The organism is Streptosporangium sp. H13245 (genome assembly GCF_055690525.1).
On sequence record NZ_JBSZKT010000003.1, the window covers coordinates 338,833 to 359,217 of the forward strand.

At 73.0% G+C, this 20,385-nt stretch carries 18 protein-coding genes; 7 read left to right on the top strand and 11 right to left on the bottom strand.

The features are described 5' to 3' along the window. Positions 1-38 precede the first annotated feature (38 nt). Positions 39-515: a YbaK/EbsC family protein gene (locus tag ACW9TB_RS08365; protein WP_472747348.1), complete on the top strand. Its 477-nt coding sequence runs from the start codon at positions 39-41 to the stop codon at positions 513-515. 482 nt (positions 516-997) lie between these two features. Further along, positions 998-1,546: a GNAT family N-acetyltransferase gene (locus ACW9TB_RS08370; protein ID WP_472747349.1), complete on the top strand. Its 549-nt coding sequence runs from the start codon at positions 998-1,000 to the stop codon at positions 1,544-1,546. 147 nt (positions 1,547-1,693) lie between these two features. Here ACW9TB_RS08370 and metF read toward each other — a convergent pair whose 3' ends face one another. Beyond that, the gene (gene metF, locus ACW9TB_RS08375; RefSeq protein ID WP_472747350.1) at positions 1,694-2,626 is read right to left on the bottom strand and encodes a methylenetetrahydrofolate reductase [NAD(P)H]; all 933 of its coding nucleotides are present in this window, start codon (positions 2,624-2,626) and stop codon (positions 1,694-1,696) included. A 410-nt stretch (positions 2,627-3,036) separates the two neighbouring features. Here metF and ACW9TB_RS08380 point away from each other — a divergent pair, with 410 nt between their 5' ends. Further along, the gene (locus tag ACW9TB_RS08380; protein WP_472747351.1) at positions 3,037-4,104 is read left to right on the top strand and encodes a polyprenyl synthetase family protein; all 1,068 of its coding nucleotides are present in this window, start codon (positions 3,037-3,039) and stop codon (positions 4,102-4,104) included. A gap of 142 nt (positions 4,105-4,246) precedes the next feature. Here ACW9TB_RS08380 and thiE read toward each other — a convergent pair whose 3' ends face one another. The 3 genes from thiE to ACW9TB_RS08395 are packed head-to-tail and all read right to left on the bottom strand — an operon-like array spanning position 4,247 to position 6,469. Next, entirely contained in the window at positions 4,247-4,888 is a 642-nt protein-coding gene (thiE, locus tag ACW9TB_RS08385; RefSeq protein ID WP_472747352.1) for a thiamine phosphate synthase, read from the bottom strand. Continuing rightward, positions 4,866-5,240, bottom strand: coding sequence for an Rv2175c family DNA-binding protein (locus ACW9TB_RS08390; protein WP_472747353.1), 375 nt, complete (start codon positions 5,238-5,240; stop codon positions 4,866-4,868). Before ACW9TB_RS08390 ends, thiE begins: the two co-directional genes overlap by 23 nt. Positions 5,241-5,290: 50 nt before the next feature. Continuing rightward, positions 5,291-6,469: an NAD(P)/FAD-dependent oxidoreductase gene (locus ACW9TB_RS08395; RefSeq protein ID WP_472747354.1), complete on the bottom strand. Its 1,179-nt coding sequence runs from the start codon at positions 6,467-6,469 to the stop codon at positions 5,291-5,293. 328 nt (positions 6,470-6,797) lie between these two features. On the opposite strand from ACW9TB_RS08395, the gene thiO reads away from it, so the two are divergent. From thiO to pknB, 4 genes are all read left to right on the top strand, one after another. Further along, a complete protein-coding gene (gene thiO, locus ACW9TB_RS08400) occupies positions 6,798-8,018 on the top strand; it encodes a glycine oxidase ThiO (RefSeq protein WP_472747355.1) in 1,221 nt (406 codons plus the stop codon). Next, entirely contained in the window at positions 8,015-8,215 is a 201-nt protein-coding gene (gene thiS / locus ACW9TB_RS08405; protein ID WP_472747356.1) for a sulfur carrier protein ThiS, read from the top strand. Before thiO ends, thiS begins: the two co-directional genes overlap by 4 nt. Before the next feature lie 5 nt (positions 8,216-8,220). Next, positions 8,221-9,000, top strand: coding sequence for a thiazole synthase (locus tag ACW9TB_RS08410; protein WP_472747357.1), 780 nt, complete (start codon positions 8,221-8,223; stop codon positions 8,998-9,000). A gap of 75 nt (positions 9,001-9,075) precedes the next feature. Next, positions 9,076-11,019: a Stk1 family PASTA domain-containing Ser/Thr kinase gene (gene pknB, locus ACW9TB_RS08415; protein ID WP_472747358.1), complete on the top strand. Its 1,944-nt coding sequence runs from the start codon at positions 9,076-9,078 to the stop codon at positions 11,017-11,019. 55 nt (positions 11,020-11,074) lie between these two features. Here the strand turns inward: pknB and alc are convergent, their stop codons facing one another. The 7 genes from alc to ACW9TB_RS08450 form a co-directional block, all read right to left on the bottom strand. Next, complete coding sequence (alc, locus tag ACW9TB_RS08420; protein ID WP_472747359.1) at positions 11,075-12,082, bottom strand: allantoicase; 1,008 nt, start codon at positions 12,080-12,082, stop codon at positions 11,075-11,077. 248 nt (positions 12,083-12,330) lie between these two features. Next, entirely contained in the window at positions 12,331-13,644 is a 1,314-nt protein-coding gene (gene allB, locus ACW9TB_RS08425) for an allantoinase AllB (protein WP_472747360.1), read from the bottom strand. Positions 13,645-13,668: 24 nt separating this feature from the next. Then, on the bottom strand, positions 13,669-14,910 hold the full coding sequence (locus ACW9TB_RS08430; protein WP_472747361.1) for a glycerate kinase: 1,242 nt from the start codon (positions 14,908-14,910) through the stop codon (positions 13,669-13,671). A gap of 198 nt (positions 14,911-15,108) precedes the next feature. Beyond that, positions 15,109-17,424, bottom strand: a complete 2,316-nt coding sequence (gene pucD, locus ACW9TB_RS08435) for a xanthine dehydrogenase subunit D (RefSeq protein WP_472747362.1) — start codon at positions 17,422-17,424, stop codon at positions 15,109-15,111. A gap of 152 nt (positions 17,425-17,576) precedes the next feature. Then, on the bottom strand, positions 17,577-18,992 hold the full coding sequence (locus ACW9TB_RS08440) for an 8-oxoguanine deaminase (protein ID WP_472747363.1): 1,416 nt from the start codon (positions 18,990-18,992) through the stop codon (positions 17,577-17,579). Positions 18,993-19,035: 43 nt separating this feature from the next. Further along, complete coding sequence (locus tag ACW9TB_RS08445; protein WP_472747590.1) at positions 19,036-19,506, bottom strand: (2Fe-2S)-binding protein; 471 nt, start codon at positions 19,504-19,506, stop codon at positions 19,036-19,038. Next, entirely contained in the window at positions 19,506-20,381 is an 876-nt protein-coding gene (locus ACW9TB_RS08450) for an FAD binding domain-containing protein (protein WP_472747364.1), read from the bottom strand. The genes ACW9TB_RS08445 and ACW9TB_RS08450 overlap by 1 nt, the downstream gene beginning before the upstream one ends. Between the last annotated feature and the right edge of the window lie 4 nt (positions 20,382-20,385).

A 20,385-nucleotide genomic window follows, 5' to 3' on the forward strand; every position in this document is an offset into this window, starting at 1 on the left:
AAGCGGCAATCAACGGTCAATCTGTTTAGAGTGGCCGCGTGCCAGAAAAGTTGCATCCGAACATCGAGAAGGTCGCCGCCGTCCTGCGCGAGCACGGCGTTCCCGGCGAGATCGTCATCTTCGCGGAGGCCACCCCGACCGCCGCCACCGCGGCGGCGCAGCTCGGCTGCGAGGTCGGCGCCATCGCCAACAGCCTGATATTCAACGCCGACGGCGAGCCGCTCCTGGTGCTGACCAGCGGCGCCCACCGGGTCGACACCGACCTGATCGCCAGGACGACCGGGGTGGCGAAGGTCCGGCGTGCCGACCCCGCCTTCGTACGGGCGGCCACCGGCCAGGCCATCGGCGGCGTCGCCCCGATCGGCCACCCCGCCCCGGTCAGGACCCTGGTCGACACCTGGCTGGGCAAGCACGAGGTCGTCTGGGCCGCCGCGGGCCATCCGCACACCGTCTTCCCGACCTCCTTCGACGAACTCGTCCGCATCACCGGCGGGGTCCCCGTCGAGGTCGAATGACGGCTCTCCGCCGAGGTTGAGCGCCGTGGGCACGACCCCGTGCCCACCGCGCGGCGCACCGGGGCCGTACGACACCCGGCGGACGCGGGAAACCGGCCGGGCCGGTGACCGTACGGCACCCGGCGGAAGTGAGAAACCGGTCAGGCCGATGACCCGTACGGCACCCGGCGGGCACGGGGAACCGGTCAGGCCATAACCCGTCGTACCGCACCCGGCGGACGCGGGAATCCGATCAGGCTCGTGACCCGTACGGCGCCCGGCAAAGGCTGGGAGCCCGGCCGGACACCCCCCGAGGACACCGCCCGGAGACGTCGCCGGAGCACGGGACCGACCGCCCGGCGGGTGCCTGGAGCCCGGTCAGGCCCTCCCCCGCCAGGCCCTGAGGCGGGCGGGAGCGGCCGGGAAACCTCCTGCTGGACACCGGATGCCGCTCCCTTTCCACACGGTGACCCGCGTCACGTCCGCCCTGCTAGGGTGCACGCGTGATCGGACTGCGACGGATCGGCCCCGACGAGTTCAGGCTCCGGCTGGACGCGGTCCTCGGCGTCTACACCGAGGCGATGAAGCCGCCGGTCGACCAGATCGCCGGCCGCAGGCTCATCATGGGAAACCACGCCACCCACCCCGCCTTCACCTGCCTGTTCGCCGAGCTCGCCGACGGCACCCCTGTGGGCATCGCCTACGGCTTCCACGGGGTTCCCGGCCAGTGGTGGCACGACGTGGTCAGGCGGGCCCTGGCCGACAGGCACGGCGAGGGCAGCGCCCACGGCTGGCTGGGCGACGCGCTGGAGCTCGCCGAGATCCACGTCCACCCCGACTACCAGGGCAAGGGCATCGGCCGGGCGATGATCACGGGCATGTGCGCGGGCCGCCTGGAGCGCACCGCCGTGCTCTCGACCCGCGACCAGCCCACCGCGGCCCGGCACCTCTATCAGAGCGTCGGTTTCGTGGACCTGCTCACACAGTTCGTCTTCCCCGGCGGGCACGAGCGCTACGCGATCCTCGGGACCCCCCTGCCGCTGGGCGGCTGAGCCACCCGCCGGGGAACCCCGGGCCGGGCGCGGGACGCGGCCGTCACGCCGACCACCCGGCGGGCCCGCTCCGGACCTGCCCCGGGATGCCGCCCTTCCCGGGCGTACCGCGCCCGGAGGAACCCGGGCCGGACGCCCCCGGAGGCGTCAGAGCGGCAGCGGAGCGGTGTTCGGCGTGTGGTCGAGGGCCTGGAAGACCTCGCGGGTCGCGCTGGAGCGGTTGAAGGTGATGAAGTGGATGCCGGGAGCGCCCTCGTCGAGCAGGGTCTGGCAGAGCTCGGCGGCGTGCTCGATGCCGAGGCTGCGCACCGCGGCCGGGTCGTCGGCGACGGCCGCGAACCTCTCGGCGACCTCCCGAGGGAACGGCGCGCCCGAGAGCTGCTCGGACCTGGCGATGGTGCTCATCTGCGTGACAGGCATGATGCCGGGGATGATCGGCGTGTCACAGCCGCTGGCCGCCACCCGGTCGCGCAGCCGCAGGTAGTCCTCGGCGCGGAAGAACATCTGGGTGATCGCGTAGTCGGCGCCCGCGCGGCACTTGCGCACGAAGTACTCGGTGTCGGACTCGATCGAGGCCGACCTGGGGTGCTTGTACGGGAAGGCGGCCACGCCCACGCAGAAGTCGCCGGACTGGCGGATGAGCCGGACCAGCTCCTCGGCGTACAGGACGCCCTCGGGGTGGCGCACCCACTCGCCCGTCACGTCGCCGGGCGGGTCGCCCCGCACGGCGAGGATGTTGCGCACGCCCGCTCCCGCGAAGCGGCCGATCAGGTGGCGCAGCTCGCGGACGGAGTGGTTGACGGCGGTGAAGTGGGCCACCGGCGTGAGCGTGGTCTCGTGGGCGAGCCGCTCGACGATGTCGACCGTGCGGTCGCGGGTGCTGCCGCCGGCGCCGTAGGTGACGGACACGAAGGTGGGGTGCAGGGACTCCAGCTCGCGGACGGCGCGCCAGAGCTGACGCTCCCCCTCGTCGGTCTTCGGGGGGGAGAACTCGAAGGAGAACGAGCGGGCACCGGCGGCGAGGAGCTCGCGGACGGTGGCGACACGATCGGGGAGGACAGATGCGCGACCCAGAGCCATGGGTCAAGGATACTTGCCCGGCCGATCGGGCGCCCGATCGGATCATGGCCGCCCGGAACGGCCCCATGACAATTACCGCGTAAAACAACCACCCCTCTAGATCGAAATGTCCCCTTGGACCGTTAATCTCATTACCTGACCTCCTCTCGCCGTCGAAGCCTGGGGATTCCAATTTTCATAGATTGGGTTTCCTGTCTCGTCGCCAGTCGCAAGGAACCCGGAGGTGTCGTGCCCCACACCGGCTCCACAGGCGTTCCACCTCTCCGCCGGACCGACGGAGAGGATCTTGTCGATCATGCGTACGGTGGACGGTGTGTCATCACCGCCGGTCATGCCGCCGGGACATACGGCGCCGTACCGCGTTTTCCCCCCAGAGCTGAAGCCCAGGGTCTCCACACTGGAGGTATTCGATGATCACTTCTGCAGCCGCGCTGGACACGATCCGGTCCGAGGTGGATCGTTCTCTTCGGCGATTCGTCGAACGGCAACGCCCGCAGGTCAGCGCTCCGGAGCTGGCGCCGCTCATCTCGGCGGCCGAGGACTTCCTCGCGGGCGGCAAGCGGCTGCGACCCGCCTTCTGCTACTGGGGCTGGCGTGGCGCGGGCGGGGGCGACGATCCCGCGCTCTTCTCCGCCGCGGCCTCGCTGGAGCTGCTCCAGGCCAGCGCCCTGGTGCACGACGACGTGATGGACGCCAGCGACCTGCGCCGGGGCATGCCCTCGGCGCACCGCAGGTTCGAGCAGCTGCACAGGAAGGCGGGCTGGCACGGCTCGGCCGAGCAGTTCGGCGAGGGGGCCGCCATCCTGCTGGGCAACCTGATGCTCATCTGGTCCGGTGAGATGTGGCGGAACAGCGGCCTGCCCGCCGCCTCGCTGGCGGCGGCGCAGAAGGTCCACGACGACATGCGCACCGAGCTGATGTGCGGGCAGTACTTCGACCTGCTGGAGCAGGCGCACGGCGAGGGCACCTTCGACAGCGCGCTGCGGGTCGCCCTCTTCAAGAGCGGCAAGTACTCCGTGGAGCAGCCGCTCAGGCTCGGCCTGGTGCTGGCCGCCCGGGGCAGGGAGCCCTGGATCGACCGGCTCTGCGAGGAGTACGGGCAGTCCGTGGGCATCGCCTTCCAGTTGCGCGACGACATCCTCGGCGTGTTCGGCGACCCGGGCGAGACCGGCAAGCCCGCCGGTGACGATCTTCGCGAGGGCAAGCGGACGATGCTCGTCGCCCGCACGCTCGCGGTGGCCTCGGAGTCCCAGGCCCAGGTGGTGCGCACCACGCTCGGCGACCCGGAGCTGGACGAGGCCGGGGTCGACCGGCTACGCCGGATCATCGAGGAGACCGGGGCCCTCGTGGCGTGCGAGGACCTGATCAAGGGGTACGTGGAGAACGCCCTCGGCTCGCTGGAGAGCGCCCCGATCCTGCCCGAGGCCCGCGCGGCATTGGCCGACCTCGCGGTGGCCGCCACCTCCCGGCGGACCTGACCCCGCGCGTCCCACGCGCCCCACGCGCACCCGGTGGAAGAGCCGGGCAGGCTGAACGGACGGTCCGCCCGGCCGGGGACGAGGTCCTCGCCGGGCGGAAGGGCCCCAGGCGGGGACGAGGTCCTCGCCGGGCGGAGGGGGCTCAGGCGGGGGCGGCCAGCCTCCGCTTGAACTCCCCGGCCGCCGCCTTGGGGTCGTCGGCCTCGGTGATGGCCCGCACGACCACGACCCTGCGCACGCCGTACGACATGACCTCGTCCAGGTTGGCGAGGTCGATGCCGCCGATGCCGAACCAGGGCCGGTCGGTCTCCAGGGCCGCGGCGTGCCCGAGCAGGCCGGGGCCCGGGGCGGACCTGCCGGGCTTGGTGGGCGTCGGCCAGACCGGGCCGCAGCAGAAGTAGTCGACACCGGGCTCGACGGCCGCGGCGGACGCCTCCTCGGGGGCGTGAGTGGAACGCCCGATGAGGATGTCGTCGCCGAGGATGTCGCGGGCGACCCGCACCGGCAGGTCGTCCTGGCCGAGGTGGAGCACGTCGGGACGGGCCGCGTAGGCGATGTCGGCCCTGTCGTTCACGGCCAGGAGGGTGCCGTGCCGGTCGCAGGCCTCGCGGAAGACGGCGAGGAGGTCGAGCTCCTCGCGCGCCTCAAGGCCCTTCTCGCGCAGCTGCACGATGTCGACCCCGCCCGCGAGGGCCGCGTCGAGGAAGTCCGCGAGGTCCCCCCGGTCCCGGCGCCCGTCCGTACAGAGATACAGGCGGGCGTCAGAAACCGAGGGCCTGGGCACGTCTCTTCACCTCGGTGTGGCGACCGGCCACGATCGCGTCGACCGGCGAGCCCGGCAACGTGTCGTCGGGGGTGAAGAGCCAGCGGAGGGACTCGACGTCGTCGTATCCGGCGTCCAGGAGCACCGTGAGGGTGCCCGGGAGGCCCTTGATGACGTCCCCGTCGGCGAGGAACACGGCGGGGACCTGCGGCTCACCACCGCCCCTGCGCACTCCGATGAGCTTGCGGTCCTTGAGAAGTTGCTTGGCGCGACCGGCGCTCAGGTTGAGCCTTCTGGCCACCTCGGTCAGGGTGAGCCACTCGCCCACCAGCTGGTCGGTTTCCCGGTCGATCTGCGCAACAGAAAGCGTCACGAATCCACCACTACCACATCGAGCCCTTCGCCAAACACCTGGCGGCGAGGTTACGCCACCGTACAATCGCGCAACGCTATCGCAGGGTCGGTCAGGCGCTCGACGTCCAGGCGCTGCCCGCCCTCGATGAGACGGCGCCCCTGGACCAGGTCGCGGGGGCGGTTGACCGAGAGCACCGCGGTGAGCCGGTCGTCCTCGGTCACCCAGCAGACCGCCCACCTGGGCTTTCCGTCGGCTCCCGGGTCGCCGCGCAGGATCAGGCGGGCGCCGTCGTGGTGGCCTGCGTACTGGACCATGTGGCCGAACTGCTCGGACCAGAAATAGGGAACCGGATCGTAGACGGCGGCGTCGCCGACGAGCGTGGCCGCCGCGACGTCCGGGGCGCCCAGGGCGGTGTCCCAGTGCTCGACGCGCAGGCGGATGCCGTAGCGGCGCGACCACCAGGCCGCGCAGTCGCCCACGGCGACCACGTCGGGCAGCGAGGTGCGCAGGTGCTCGTCGGTGACCACGCCGTTGTCGAGCCTGATGCCGGACCCGGCCAGCCACTCGGTCGCGGGCCGCACGCCCACGCCGGTGACGACCACGTCGGCCTCCAGCGCGGAGCCGTCGGCCAGGGTGAGCCCCCCGTGCTCGACGGAGGCGACCATGGTGCCCAGGCGCAGGTCGACGCCCGCCTCGGCGTACCAGGGGGCGGTGTACGCGCCGACCTGGCCGAGCGCGGCGGCCAGCGGGGTGGCGGCGGCCTCGACGACGGTCACGGCGCAGCCCGCCCTGCGGGCGGCGGTGGCCACCTCGGCACCGATCCAGCCCGCGCCGATGACGGCGACCCTGGTCCCCTCGCTGAGCAGGGAACGCAGCCGGAGCGCGTCGTCGATGGTGCGCACCACGTGCTGGGGGCCGTCGCCGCGCAGCCTGATCGGGCGGGCGCCGGTGGCGACGACCAGGCCGTCGTAGGCCAGTTCGCCCTCGGTGGTCTCGACCACGCCGGGGTGCAGGCCCTTGGCGGACACGCCCGCGCGGAAGTCGACCTCAAGCGCGTCGAGGTCGGAGTCGACGACCGTGGAGTCGGTCTCGCCGAGCAGCACCCCCTTGGACAGGGGCGGACGATCGTAGGGCCGGTGCCGCTCCTCCCCGATCAAGGTGATCTCGCCGCCGAACCCACGGGCCCGTAACGCCTCGACGCTGCGTACACCGGCTAAGCCGGCGCCAACCACCACGACATGATTCACACTTCCCGACCATAAGCGGGAACCCCGTACTCCTACCAACGGTCGTTGATAACGAAAACGGGATTTACCTCACATCTAACGCGCTGGGCGTGTTGCCCGAACCCTTAAGGTGGGGGTGAGAAGACGCGCGGGAGCCCGGAACGCACCGGGCTGAGAGGAGGGCTGCGGGCGAGGACGGACCCCTGTGAGCTGGTGATGTGCGAGGAGACGCGCCCTGGGGCGCGATCCGGCACGGCACGGGCGAACGAGGTCCGGAAACGGCCGCGAGCGAGCCCTCGACCGCCACGAACCTGATCCGGGTCATGCCGGCGAAGGGAGCGGAGCACGTATGGCGCACCATTTCGACCTCCTCGTCGTCGGCGGCGGCGTGATCGGCCTGTCGGTGGCCTGGCGCGGCGCCCGCCGGGGCCTGCGGGTGGCGGTCGCCGACCCCGAACCGGCCTCCGGCGCCTCGCACGCGGCGGCGGGCATGCTGGCCCCGGTCAGCGAGGTCACCTACACCGAGGAGCCGCTGCTGCGGCTGGGCCTGGCCTCCCTGGCGCGCTGGCCCGCCTTCGCCGCCGAGCTGGCGGACGCGAGCGGGCACGACCTCGACTACCGCGCCGACGGCACGCTCGACGTCGCCTTCGGCGCGGACGACCTGGCCGCGCTGGACGATCTCGCCGCCTTCACCGCCAAGCTGGGACTGCCCGCCGAGCGGCTCACCGGCCGTGAGTGCCGCCGCCTGGAGCCCATGCTGGCCCCCGCCGTCCGTGGCGGCCTGCTGGCGGGCGGCGACGCCTGGGTGGACCCCAGGAGGGTCACCACGGCGCTCCTGGCCGCCCTGGGGCACGCGGGCGGCGCCCTGGTGCGCGCCCGCGTGACCGGGCTGCTCACGGCCTCGGGAACGACCACCGGGGTGCGCCTGTCGACCGGCGAGACCGTCGGGGCCGATCTGGTGGTCCTCGCCGCCGGGGCCTGGTCGGGCTCCCTGGAGGGGGTGCCCCCGGAGGCGCTGCCCCCGGTACGGCCGGTCAAGGGACAGATCATGCGGCTGCGCTCCCCCGCGCCGATCCTGCGGCGGTGCGTGCGCGGGGTCGTCCACGGCTCGCACGTCTACCTGGTGCCGCGCGGCGACGGCGAGACGGTCCTGGGCGCCACCCAGGAGGAGATGGGCTTCGACACCCGCGTCACCGCCGGGGGCCTGTGGGAGCTGCTGCGCGACGCGCGGGAGCTCGTCCCCGGGGTGACCGAGCTGGAGGTGGCCGAGGTGGCCGCGGGACTGCGTCCCGGCACCCCGGACAACCTGCCGCTGATCGGCCCCACGATCGTTCCCGGTCTGCACCTGGCCACCGGGCACCACCGGGGCGGGGTCCTGCTCGCGCCGCTCACCGCCGACCTCTGCCCGGGGGGTACGGACGGGGCGGACCCGGGTCTCTCCGCGATCTGCTCGCCCCTCCGCTTCGGCGGGCGCGGTCCCGCGGGCTCCCTGGAACACCCGGAACACCTGGAACACCTGGAACACCTGGAACACCGCCTCCGGGAGCACACACCGCGGGAGTACCGATGAACGTGACCATCAACGGCGCGGCGCACGAGCTGCCCTCCGGGGCGACCGTCGCGCAGGCCGTACAGCGGCTGACCGGCGTGCGGAGCGGGGTGGCCGTCGCGGTGAACGACGAGGTCGTCTCGCGCGGCGCCTGGGAGTCCACCGCGCTCGCGGAGGCCGACCGCGTCGAGGTGCTCACCGCGGTTCAGGGAGGCTGACCGGCATGACAGACGATCTGATCATCGGCGGTGAGAAGTTCTCGTCCCGCCTCATCATGGGCACCGGGGGCGCCCCGTCCCTGGAGATCCTCGACCGGGCGCTCGCCGCCTCGGGGACCGAGCTGACCACGGTCGCGATGCGGCGGCTCGACCCGGCCGCGCGGGGCTCGGTGCTCGACGTGCTGCGCCGTCGCGGCATCAAGGTGCTGCCGAACACCGCGGGCTGCTTCACCGCGGGCGAGGCCGTGCTGACCGCCAGGCTGGCCAGGGAGGCGCTGGAGACGGACTGGGTCAAGCTGGAGGTCATCGCCGACGAGCGCACCCTGCTGCCCGATCCCATCGAGACCTTCGACGCGGCGGAGCGGCTGGTCGCCGACGGGTTCACGGTGCTGCCCTACATCGGCGACGACCCCGTGCTGGCGCGCAGGCTGGAGCAGGCGGGCTGCGCGGCGGTGATGCCGCTGGGCGCGCCGATCGGCTCGGGGCTGGGCATCCGCAACCCGCACAACATCGAGCTGATCGTGGAGTTCGCGAGCGTGCCGGTGATCCTGGACGCCGGGATCGGCACGGCCAGCGACGCGGCGCTCGCCATGGAGCTGGGCTGCGACGCGGTCCTGCTGGCCACGGCGGTCACCCGGGCGCAGCGCCCGGAGCTGATGGCCGAGGCGATGCGCTCGGCCGTCTCCGCGGGCCGGGCGGCGCGTATGGCCGGGCGGATACCCCGGCGTCGCTACGCGGAAGCCTCTTCTCCCCCGATCGGCAGCCCGCCGGTGGTTCATCAATAGAAAACCACCACGTCTCGGCATCGGTTTGGGATTCGGGGATCCTGTCGGCGCCAAATCGCCCGTAAACTCGGCCACGTGGACACGACGCTTACGGACCCCCTGGTCGGGAAACTCCTCGACGGGCGTTACCGCGTTGAGTCCCGGATCGCCCGGGGCGGAATGGCGACCGTCTATCTGGCCCTGGACGTCCGGCTCGACCGCACGGTCGCCGTCAAGGTGATGCACCGCTCACTCGCCGAGGACCCCGCCTTCGTGCGGCGTTTCATCGGCGAGGCCAAGTCGGTGGCCAGCCTGTCGCACCCCAACGTGGTGCACGTGTTCGACCAGGGCACGGACGGTGACAACGTCTACCTCTCGATGGAGTACGTGCCGGGGCGGACCCTGCGCGACGTGCTCCGCGCCCGGGGCAGGCTGCCCGCCCGCGAGGCGCTGGAAGTCATGATCCCCGTCCTCGCCGCGCTGGGTGCCGCCCACCAGTCCGGCCTGATCCACCGGGACGTCAAGCCGGAGAACGTGCTGCTCGCCGACGACGGCCGGGTCAAGGTCGTCGATTTCGGCCTGGCCCGCGCGATCGAGGCGAGCAACCAGACGCGCACCGGTGTCATGATCGGCACCATCGGCTACATGTCGCCCGAGCAGGTGACCTCCGGCGGCGCCGACGCCCGCAGCGACGTCTACGCGGCCGGCATCATGCTGTTCGAGCTCCTGACCGGCCGCCAGCCGTACGAGGGCGAGACCCCGATGTCGGTGGCCTACCGGCACGTGCACGACACGGTGCCCGTGCCCTCGGCGCTGCTGCCCGGCTCTCCCCCGCTGCTCGACACCCTGGTGGCCAGGGCGACGGCCCGCGACCCCGCGCAGCGCCCGGCCGACGCCACCGCGCTGCTCGTCGCCGCCGTCGAGGCGCACCGGATGCTGCCCAGGGAGAGTGGCCCGGTGCCGTCCCTGCCCGTCGGCCCGCCGCACGGCCACGAGATGGCGGCGCCCGCGCCTCCCGCCCCGGCCAACCACACGCTGATCCAGCCTCGCGCCGACCTGCTCACCGGCCCGCCCGGCGACCGGCACGTGGCCGCCCCCAGGTCGCGGCGCAAGGGGTCGGGGGCCCGCTGGTTCCTGATCGGGCTGGCCGTGGTCATGGTGATCGCGGTGGGGGTGACCGGCTGGCTGTTCTCGCAGAACACCTCCATCGTGGTGCCCGCCACCCTCGTGGGCAAGAACGTCACGGCCGCCACCGGCGAGGCCAAGCAGCGCGGCTTCACCGTCGAGACGGGCAAGGCCGAGCACGACGAGAAGGCTCCCAAGGGGACCGTGCTGCGCGTCGAGCCCATTGCGGGCACCGAGGCCGAGCCGGGGAGCAAGCTCACCCTCATCCCCTCGGCCGGTCCCAAGCGGGTGGCGGTGCCCAACGTCGTGGGCATGACCGAGCCTCAGGCCAGGAGCAAGCTGGCCGAGTCCTCCCTCCTCGTCGACGACATCAGGAAGCTGCCCAGCGAGACCGTGCCGCGCGGCCAGGTGATGCGGACCGTCCCCGCCGTGGGAAACCCGGTCAAGGAGAACAGCAAGGTCGACCTGGTCGTGAGCGCGGGCCTGGTCATGCCGGACGTCAGGGGCATGCCCCGCGACCAGGCCGACGGGGTGCTGCGCGGGGCCGGGTTCACGCCCGAGTTCGTCGAGCAGACCGACTCCGCCCAGCCGTGCACCGTCATCGCCCAGGACCCGCAGCCCAAGGCCGAGATCGACAGGGGTGCCGTGGTCCGGCTGACCCTGTCGCAGTGCAGCAGCGAATGGCGCTGGCCGTGGGAGCGCGACGGCGAGGTCCCGCCCGGCGACAACGGCGGCAACGTCGTGGTGATCCCGAACATCGTGTTCAAGGACTACCGGGCGGCGCGAGACGAGCTGCGCGCCGCGGGGGTCACGGTGAAGCTGAGGCGCACCCTGGGCAAGGGCAGGGTGCTGGCCCAGGTCCCGCCGGGCGGCCAGACGGTCCCGCCCGGCACCGAGGTCACCATCTGGTACTGACTGGTACTGACCCTCCGGGGCTGAGCCGGGGCCTGGCCTCGGTTCGGCCCCCGGCTCAGCCCCCGGTGAGGAAGCCGTGCAGGCGGACCCTGGCCAGGCCGCCGTCGGGGTGGATGTCCACCCTGACGTACGTCGCCGCGGGCGCGTCCCGGACGCGGAAGCGGTGCCGGGTGTCGGGCAGCAGGCGGGTCCTGGGCAGCAGCGGGAACCAGGTGGTGCCGTCCGAGGTGCCCGTGACGGAGACCTCGGCCGGGGCGTTGAACACCAGGTTGGTGGTGTCGATCTCGGCGAGGCTGACGACGCCGGTGCCCGCCAGGCGGATCACCAGCCAGTCGTTGCCGCCGTCGCGGCGGCGGGCGGTCTCCCAGCCCTCGGCCTGGTGACGGGCCAGTCCCGGGGAGATGGCGTTGTTGGGCGAGGAGTAGAACTCGTTGGAGCAGGCGGTGACGAGCGCGCCGTTCTCCAGGGCGGCCAGGTCGAGGCCGAGCCCCTCGTACAGGGACAGGTCGGGCCTGATCTCGCCGTGCACCCGCAGGCGGGCGATACCCCCGTCGGGAAACATGTTCAGCCGCACGTGTGTGAAGCGGCGCTCGCCGGACACCGCGAAGAGGTGCTCGGCGTCCCCCTTGAGATCGCTCCTGGGGACGATCTCCACCCAGTCGGCCGCCTCCAGCTCGGCGACCGTCGGGTAGCCCTCGGCCTCGGTGGCCTCGACGGAGGCGTACGGCGGGTAGTTGCCCTTGAACCAGGCGGTGTCGATCACGACGCCCCTCACCACCCCGGGCATGCCGAGCCTGACCAGGGCCCAGTCGTGGCCCGGTTCGCGCCGCCTGCGGGTCTCCCAGCCGTCGTAGACCTGGCCCTTGGCCCCGAAGGTGTGCGGCATGAAGCCGGGGCGGCCGGGCCTGATGAGGCTCTCCTTCTCGGCGAAGGACTCGTCGTTGGCCGCGATGACCGCGCCGCCGAGGGTGCGCAGGGCGAGGTCGGGCAGCGCGGTGAACTCGGGCAGCGCGGGCAGCACGGTCGGTGCGGTCGATGCGGTCGGTTTGTTCGTTTCGGTCAAGGAGCGAGCCTTTCTCGCGGGGAACGGGCCGGGCCGCCGGGGTCGTTCCAGGGACCGGGGTCATTGTGGCGGGGTCGTTTGGATGGGTTCCTTCCGTTTGGGTGGTTTCGGATGTTTCATGTTGATTCGGGTTGTTTCACGGCCTGGATCGTTCTGCGGGCCGGGTCGTCCCGAGGTTCGAGCCGTCCTGCGGTTCGGGTCGTTCCACAGCCTGGGTTGGTTCGTGGTTTGGGTTGGTTCGGGTGGTTTTACAGGAGGGTGCCCCGGGGATCCTTCCCCACGGCCCGGCCGCGCAGCCACGTCGTGCGGACCACGCCCGTCAGTGTCCTGCCGTGATAGGGCGTGACCGGGTTCCTGTGGTGCAGGGCGGAGACGTCCACGGTGTGGACGGCGTCGGTGTCGAAGGCGACCAGGTCGGCGTCCGCGCCCACGGCGATGGCGCCCTTGCCGCGCAGCCCGGCCAGCTCGGCGGGCTGGGACGACATCCAGCGTACGACGTCGCCCAGGCCGTGCCCGCGCCGTACGGCCTCGGTCCAGACGGCGGTCAGGCCGAGCTGGAGGGAGGAGATCCCGCCCCAGGCGGCGGCGAAGTCGGGCACCTTCAGGTCGGGGGTGGACGGCGAGTGGTCGGAGACGACGTAGCCGAGGATGCCGTCGGCGAGGCCGCGCCAGAGCTCGTCGCGGTTGGCCGAGGAGCGGATCGGCGGGCAGCACTTGAACTGGGTGGCGCCCTCGGGCACCTCCTCGGCCATCAGCGTGAGGTAGTGCGGGCAGGTCTCCGCGGTGAGCCTGACCCCCTCCTTCCTGGCTTTCGCCAGCGGTTCCAGGCACAGCGCGGACGACACGTGCAGGATGTGCGCCCGTACCCCGGTCTCCCCCGCCAGCGCGGCGACCCGTTCGACGGCGCGGCGCTCGGCCTCCCCCGGCCGGGAGTCGAGGAACTCCGGGTATCCCGGCCCCTCGGGGTCGGCGAGCAGCGCGGGGTCCTCGGCGTGGACGACCAGCAGGCCGTCGAAGGAGGCGATCTCCACCATGGCGGCCCGCAGCCCGTCCGCGTCCAGTGGCGGGAACTCGTCCACGCCCGACGGGGACAGGAAGCACTTGAACCCCCGTACGCCCGCCTCGTGCAGCGCTCGCAGGTCCCCGACGTTGCCGGGGATCGCCCCGCCCCAGAAGGCGACGTCCACCGCGCACTGCCCTTCGGCGGCCCTCCGCTTCACGGCGAGGGCGTCCGCGTTCACGGTCGGCGGCAGCGAGTTGAGCGGCATGTCCACGATCGTGGTCACCCCGCCCGCGGCGGCCGCCCGGGTGGCGGAGGCGAACCCCTCCCAGTGGGTACGGCCGGGCTCGTTGACGTGCACGTGGGTGTCGACCAGGCCGGGCAGCAGCGCGACGTCGCCGAGGTCGACCCGCTCGGCGGCGTCCAGCTCGGCGTCGTGGGCGTGCACCCCGACGATCCTCCCGTCCCGTACGGCGACCGCCGCGGGTCCCTCTCCCCCGGGCAGCACGGCCCTGCGGGACCGGATGACCAGATCCGGTACGTCCTCAGCCCCTGCGCTCATCCGCTCTCCGTTCCTCGCCGCTTCTCAAAGGTGCCGCTCCGCGACCCTGCGGGCGAGCCGCTCCAGCAGCGGGCCCGCCTGGGACATGCACACGGCCGGGTCGGGCTCGATGTCGGTGAGCGCGTAGGCGGCCGTGATGCCCGCCGCGTTCAGCTCCTCGTCGCCGAGGCTGCGGCGCCCGCAGACCGCGACGACCGGGACCCCCGCCTTGGCGGCGGCGCTCGCGACCCCGGCGGGCGCCTTGCCGCGCAGCGTCTGCTCGTCGAGCGAGCCCTCGCCGGTGACGACGAGGCGGGCGCCCTCAAGCCGGTCGTGGAAGCCGAGCAGTTCCAGGAGGTAGCCGATGCCGGGACGGAAGTCGGCCGCCAGGAAGGCCAGCGCGGCGAAGCCCACTCCCCCCGCCGCGCCCGCGCCCGGCTGCCCCGCCACGCCCATCGGGCGGACGACGCCGTCGTGCTCGATGGCCCCGACCAGGCCGTGGGTGTGCGCGGCGACGGCGGCGAGCCGGGCGAGGGCCCGTTCGAGCAGCTCCACGTCGCCGGGACCCGCGCCCTTCTGCGGCCCGTACACGACGGCGGCGCCGTGCGGGCCGAGCAGCGGGTTGTCCACGTCGGCCGCGACGACGAACTCGACCTCATCAATTGCGATAAGTCCGGAAATATCGATTTTTTCCAGGTCGCGGAGGGCCGCTCCCCCGAAGGGCAGTTCCCGACCTTCGGCGTCCAGGAAGCGGACGCCGAGCGCCCGCATCATGCCCGCGCCGCCGTCGCTGCAGGCGCTGCCGCCGAGGCCGAGCACGACCCGCCGGGCCCCGCGCCGTACGGCGTGCGCGATCAGCTCGCCGGTGCCGTGGCTGGTCGCGGTGAGCGGGGCCAGCTCGACGCCCTCGTGCGCGGGGGACCCCGCGGGGGCGGCGGGCCCGGAGGCGACCGGCAGCCGCCGCAGGCCGGACGCCTCGGACAGCTCGACGACCGCCGTCGGCACGTCCACTCCCGGGGAGAGGCCCTCCGGCGAGGAGGCGTCGCGCCAGGCGTAGGAGGCGAGGACCGGTTCGCCGACGGGACCGGTGACCTCGACCTCGACGCGGGTGAACCCGCAGGCCACGACCGCGTCCACGGTGCCGTCACCGCCGTCGGCCACCGGCAGCGCGACCGTGGTGACACCGGGCCCGAAGCCCGCCGCGACCCGCGCGGCGACCTCGGCGCCGGTCAGCGAGCCCTTGAACTTGTCCGGGGCGATCACGACGTGTCCCGACGACTCAGACAACCCTGCTCCCTGATGACGGATGGGGGGCACGCGTCCCCGGCCGGTACGAGCGGACGGGAGGCGGGTGCCGGACCCCGGTGAGACGGAGGACCATCATCACATCCACCCCCGCACGCCCCCGACGCCCGGTCCTCCCCCGCGACACCCTCGGACGGCGGAACGGGAGCGGCGAGCGCTCGGGCGCGGCGGCGGGGAGGGTCACGCGATCCCGATGATGTGCTCGGGGCGGAGCGGCACGCGGGTCAGCGGGAGTCCCGTGGCGTCGCGGACGGCCGCGACGATCGCGGGGGTGGACGAGAGCGTGGGCGGCTCCCCTGCGCCGCGCAGCCCGTACGGGGCACGCGGGTCGGCGTTCTCCAGGATGTCCAGCCGCATGGGCGGCATGTCGAGGATGGTGGGGATCAGGTAGTCGGTGAACGACGGGTTGAGCACCAGCCCGTCACGGACCTGGATCTCCTCCATGAGCGCCAGCCCCAGCCCCTGCGCGGTACCGCCGTGGATCTGCCCCTCCAGCGAGACACGGTTCATGATCTTGCCCACGTCCTGGACGGCGGCCAGCTCCACCACCTTGACCAGGCCCAGCTCCACGTCCACGTCCACCACGGCCCGGTGGACGCACAGGGCGAGCTGGGTGTGCGAGTCGCCCCGCCCGGTGGCCGGGTCCATCCGCGTGGTCGGCGCGTGGTGGTACTCGCGGACCTCCTCGACGACGGCGTCGCCCAGGACGTCCTCGACGGACGCGAGCACGCCCCCGCTCGCGGACACGACCTTCCCCCCGGCCAGGGAGAGGTCGTCGAAGGCGCCGAACCGCGCCGTGGCCAGGGCGAACACCCGCTCACGCACCGCACGGCAGGCCGTCATCACGGCACCGCCCGTCATGTACGACTGGCGGGAGGCCGAACTGGAGCCCGCGTCGCCGATCCGGTTGTCCGCCGGGTGGATGACGACCCGCTCGACGCCCAGTTCGGTGCGGGCGATCTGCGCCTGGAGGGTGACCAGTCCCTGGCCGACCTCGGCGGCGGCGGTGTGCACCAGCGCGGTGGCCCGCCCGCCGACGACCTCCAGGCGGACGCGGGCGGTGGAGTAGTCGTCGAAGCCCTCGGAGAAGCAGATGTTCTTCAGGCCGACCCCGTACCCGACGCCGCGCCGCACCCCCTCGCCACGGGTGGTCTGCGCGGTGCCGCCGGGCAGGTCGCGGATGTCGGACGCGTCCAGCGGGGCGGGCATCGGCAGTTCGCGGGCCCGCTGGAGCATCTCGGCCATCGGCAGCGGGGCGGCGATGATCTGCCCGGTGGCCAGCGCGCTTCCCTGGGAGACGGCGTTGCGCCGCCGTACCGTGATCGGGTCGAGCCCGCAGGCCGCCGCCAGCCGGTCCATCATCGACTCGTAGGCGAAGCACGCCTGCACCGCGCCGAAACCGCGCATCGCGCCGCACGGCGGGTTGTTGGTGTAGACGCCGTACGCGTCGATCCTGATGTTCGGGATCACGTACGGGCCCACGCCGAGCGACGCGGCGTTGCCGACCACGTTCATGGTCGCGGAGGTGTAGGCGCCGCCGTCGAGGAGGATCTCCACGTCGGCGTAGAGGAGCCTGCCGTCGCGCGTCGCGCCGTACTCGTAGCGCATCTCGGCCGGGTGCCGGTGGACGTGGCCGAAGAACGACTCCAGCCGGTTGTAGACGATCTTGACGGGCCGGCCGGTACGGAGCGCGAGCATGGCCGCGTGGATCTGCATCGACAGGTCCTCACGCCCGCCGAAGGCGCCGCCGACCCCGGAGAGCGTCATGCGGATCCTCTCCTCGGGCAGGCCGAGGCAGGGAGCGATCTGCTTGAGGTCGTTGTGCATCCACTGGGTGGCGACGTAGAGGTCGACGCCGCCGTCCTCGGCGGGCACCGCCAGCCCCGACTCCGGGCCGAGGAACGCCTGGTCCTGGATGCCGACCCGGTACTCGCCGGAGACGACCACCTCGGCCAGCCCCCTGACCGCGTCCACGTCGCCGACCCTGACGGGCTGGTGGCGGGCGAGGTTGCCGCGCGGCTGGACCCGGGGGTAGGACGGGTCGAACGCCGCCCGGCGGGCGTCGGTCAGCGGCTCCAGGACCTCGTACTCGATCCTGATCTTCTCCATCGCCCTGCGCGCGGTCTCCGGGTGGTCGGCCGCGACCAGCGCGACCGCCTCACCCTGGTGGCGTACCTCGTCGAAGGCGAGAACCGGCTGGTCCCAGGTGTGGTCGAGGCCGAAGTGCTTGCGGCCTGGCACGTCCTCGTGGGTCAGGACGGCCTCCACGCCCGGGTGGGCGAGGGCCTCGGAGACGTCGACGGAGACGATCCGGGCGCGCGGGTGCGGGCTGCGCAGGGTGGCGCCCCACAGCATGCCGTCGATCCACAGGTCGGAGGAGTACGCGAACTCGCCCCTGACCTTGAGCGTCCCGTCGGGGCGGGGCGGGCTGTCGCCCACTCCCCCGGTGCCGGGCGCCGCGATGTCGCGCGGCGCCCTGACGGGCACGCCGCTCACGGATCCCACCGCCGGTACGTCTCGCCTGCCCCGTCCCCGTACGCCCGCGCCGTCCGTTTCCGCGCCTCCATCCGCTTTCATGTCCGCATCTGCTTCTGTGTCGGTTTTAGCGTCCGTTCTCGTGTCCGGCCGGGCGGTGTCCCTCACCTCGCTCATCCGCCGACCTCCTTGGCCGCCGTGAAGCCCTGTTCCTCGGCCAGGCGCATGAGGCGGCGGTGCGCCTCGCCTCCCGCGCGGCCCAGCTCGTCCTGGGCGACGGTACGCAGCTCGTCGTCCCCGACGACGGTCTCGCCGCCGACCAGCAGCCGGGCCAGCGGGGGCTGCCGGGTGCCGAACACCAGCGCGCAGACCGGGTCCTCGACCGCGGAGGCGAAGGCCCCGGTGCGCCAGAGGGCGATGTCGGCGAGCTTCCCCGCCTCCAGGGAGCCGAGCTCCTCCTGGCGGCCCAGGTTCCTCGCCCCGCCGAGGGTGGCGATCTCCAGGGCCTGGCGGGCGGTGAGCGCGGTGGGCCCGTACCTGGCCCGCTGGAACAGCAGGGCCTGCCGCATCTCGCCGGAGAGGGAGGTCAGCTCGGCGGAGGCGCTGCCGTCCACCCCCAGGCCGACGTTCGCGCCCCGGTGGAGCATCTCGGAGACGCGGGCGATCCCGGCGCCGAGACGGCCGTTGGAGCTGGGGCAGTGCGCCGAACCCGTACCCGTCTGGGCGAAGGTGTCGATGTCGCCGTCACTCAGGTGGACGGCGTGGGCGAACCACACGTCCGGGCCGAGCCAGCCGAGCTTCTCCATGTAGTCGACCGGGCGCTGCCCGACCTGCCGCAGGCAGTGCTCCTCCTCGTCGAGGGTCTCGGCGAGGTGGGTGTGCAGGCGCACGCCCTTGGACCTGGCCAGCGCGGCGGCCTCGGTCATCAGGTCGGCGCTGACGGAGAACGGCGAGCAGGGGGCGACCGCGACGCGGAGCATGGAGGAGAAGGACGGGTCGTGGTAGGTGTCGACGGCCTCGGCCGTCGCGTCGAGGATCTCGTCGAGCCGCTCGACCACGACGTCCGGCGGCAGGCCGCCCTGCGACTTCCCCCGGTCCATCGAGCCCCGGGCCGGGTGGAAGCGGAGGCCGACCTCCCTCGCCGCCTCGATCTCGGCGGCGAACAGGTCCCCACGCCCCTTGGGGAAGATGTAGTGGTGGTCGCTGGAGGTGGTGCAGCCGGACAGCGCCAGATAGCCCAGCCCCGCGCCCGCCGCGCCCCTGACGACCTCGGCGTCCATCGCGGCCCACACCTGGTAGAGCGCCGTCAGCCACTCGAACAGGGTGGCGTCCTGGGCGAGCCCCTGGGAGGCCCACTGGTAGAGGTGGTGGTGGGTGTTGACGAGGCCGGGGGTGGCGAGGCAGCCGGTGCCGTCGATCCTGGCCGCTCCGGGGACGTCCGGCGCGGGACCCGCGCCCAGGGCCACGATCCTGTCGCCCTCGACGTGGATGTGTCCCGAGGGGATCTCCGGGCCCACGACCGGGGCGATGTGGACGTTCTCGATCAGGGTGGAACCCGCGGAGTCGCTCTCGGTCCGGGAGAAACTCATGAAACCGCCTTCCGCGTGGACGCGTTCCCGGTCGGAGAAAAGCTCATGAGGCCGCCTTCCGCGCCGCGGCGAGGCGTACGGCGTCGAGGATCTTCTCGTAGCCGGTGCACCGGCACAGGTTGCCCGCCAGGGCCTCGCGGATCTCCGCGTCGGACGGCTGCGCGACCCGTTCGATCAGGTCGTGGGCCTGGACGAGGAGGCCGGGGGTGCAGAAGCCGCACTGGACGGCCCCGCACTCGACGAAGGCCTCCTGGATCGGGTCGAGCCGGTCGCCGTCGGCGAGCCCCTCGACGGTGCGGACCTGACGCCCCTCGGCCTGCCCGGCCGCGACCAGGCACGCGCAGACGGGGATCCCGTCGAGATAGACCGTGCAGGAGCCGCACTCCCCCTGCTCGCACGCGTTCTTGGAACCCGGCAGGCCGACCCGCTCGCGCAGGACGTACAGGAGGCTCTCGCCCTCCCAGACGTCGTCGGCGGTCTCCGTGCGGCCGTTGACGGTGAAGGTGACGCGCATCATCCGGCCCTCCTCTCGAAGTGTCCTGAGCGGAACTCGTTCCACGCCCAGGTCAGGGTGCGCCGCGCCATCACCGCGATCGCGTGGCGCCGGTAGTCGGCGGTGCCGCGTACGTCGTCGATCGGCGAGGCGGCCCCGGCGGCCAGCTCCCCGAAACGCCCGAGCACCCCGGGGTCGAGCCTGGCCTCCCAGTCGAGTTCGGCGGCGAGGAACTCCTCGGCGGCGACGGCGCGGCGGGGGGTCGGGGCGGCCGAGCCGATGCCGGTGCCGACCCGGCGCTCGCCGGGGTGCAGCGCGATCGCGAACGAGCAGACCGCGATCACCATGGCGTTGCGGGTGCCGACCTTGGAGAAGTACTGGGGACCGCTCGCGGGGCTCATCCAGAACGCCCGGATCAGCTCGTCGGCCTCCAGCGCGCTGCGCTTGACCCCGAGGTAGAAGTCGGCGGCCGGGATCATCCGCACGCCCCGGGCGGCGGACTCGACCTCGACGACCGCGTCCCCGGCCAGCAGCGGCGGGTGGCTGTCCCCGGCGGGCGAGGCCGCGCCGAGGTTGCCCCCCACGGTGCCCCGGTTGCGGATCTGCGGCGAGCCGACCGTACGGGACGCCTGTGCCAGGCCGGGCAGCCGGTCGCCCAGCTCGGCGATGAGCCGGGCGTACGTCACGCCCGCGCCGACCCTGAGCCTGCCGTCCGGCTCCTCGCTCCACCCCGCGAGGTCGGCGACCCGGTTCAGGTCGAGCAGCGCGGCGGGCCGCCGCACGTCGAAGTTGAGCTCGACCATCATGTCGGTGCCACCCTGGATGGGTACCGTCTCGGGCCGGTCCGCCTTGGCGGCCAGGGCCTCCGCCCACGTGGCGGGTCGCAGGAAATCCATGCTC

Excerpts from the sequence above, each read along its gene's own strand:
- ACW9TB_RS08440 (WP_472747363.1), bottom strand. The coding sequence starts at position 18,992 with ATGAGTTTCTCCCGGACCGAGAGCGACTCCGCGGGTTCCACCCTGATC.
- thiS (WP_472747356.1), top strand. The coding sequence starts at position 8,015 with ATGAACGTGACCATCAACGGCGCGGCGCACGAGCTGCCCTCCGGGGCG.
- allB (WP_472747360.1), bottom strand. The coding sequence starts at position 13,644 with ATGAGCGCAGGGGCTGAGGACGTACCGGATCTGGTCATCCGGTCCCGC.
- ACW9TB_RS08410 (WP_472747357.1), top strand. The coding sequence starts at position 8,221 with ATGACAGACGATCTGATCATCGGCGGTGAGAAGTTCTCGTCCCGCCTC.
- ACW9TB_RS08450 (WP_472747364.1), bottom strand. The coding sequence starts at position 20,381 with ATGGATTTCCTGCGACCCGCCACGTGGGCGGAGGCCCTGGCCGCCAAG.
- ACW9TB_RS08380 (WP_472747351.1), top strand. The coding sequence starts at position 3,037 with ATGATCACTTCTGCAGCCGCGCTGGACACGATCCGGTCCGAGGTGGAT.
- metF (WP_472747350.1), bottom strand. The coding sequence starts at position 2,626 with ATGGCTCTGGGTCGCGCATCTGTCCTCCCCGATCGTGTCGCCACCGTC.
- thiO (WP_472747355.1), top strand. The coding sequence starts at position 6,798 with ATGGCGCACCATTTCGACCTCCTCGTCGTCGGCGGCGGCGTGATCGGC.
- ACW9TB_RS08445 (WP_472747590.1), bottom strand. The coding sequence starts at position 19,506 with ATGCGCGTCACCTTCACCGTCAACGGCCGCACGGAGACCGCCGACGAC.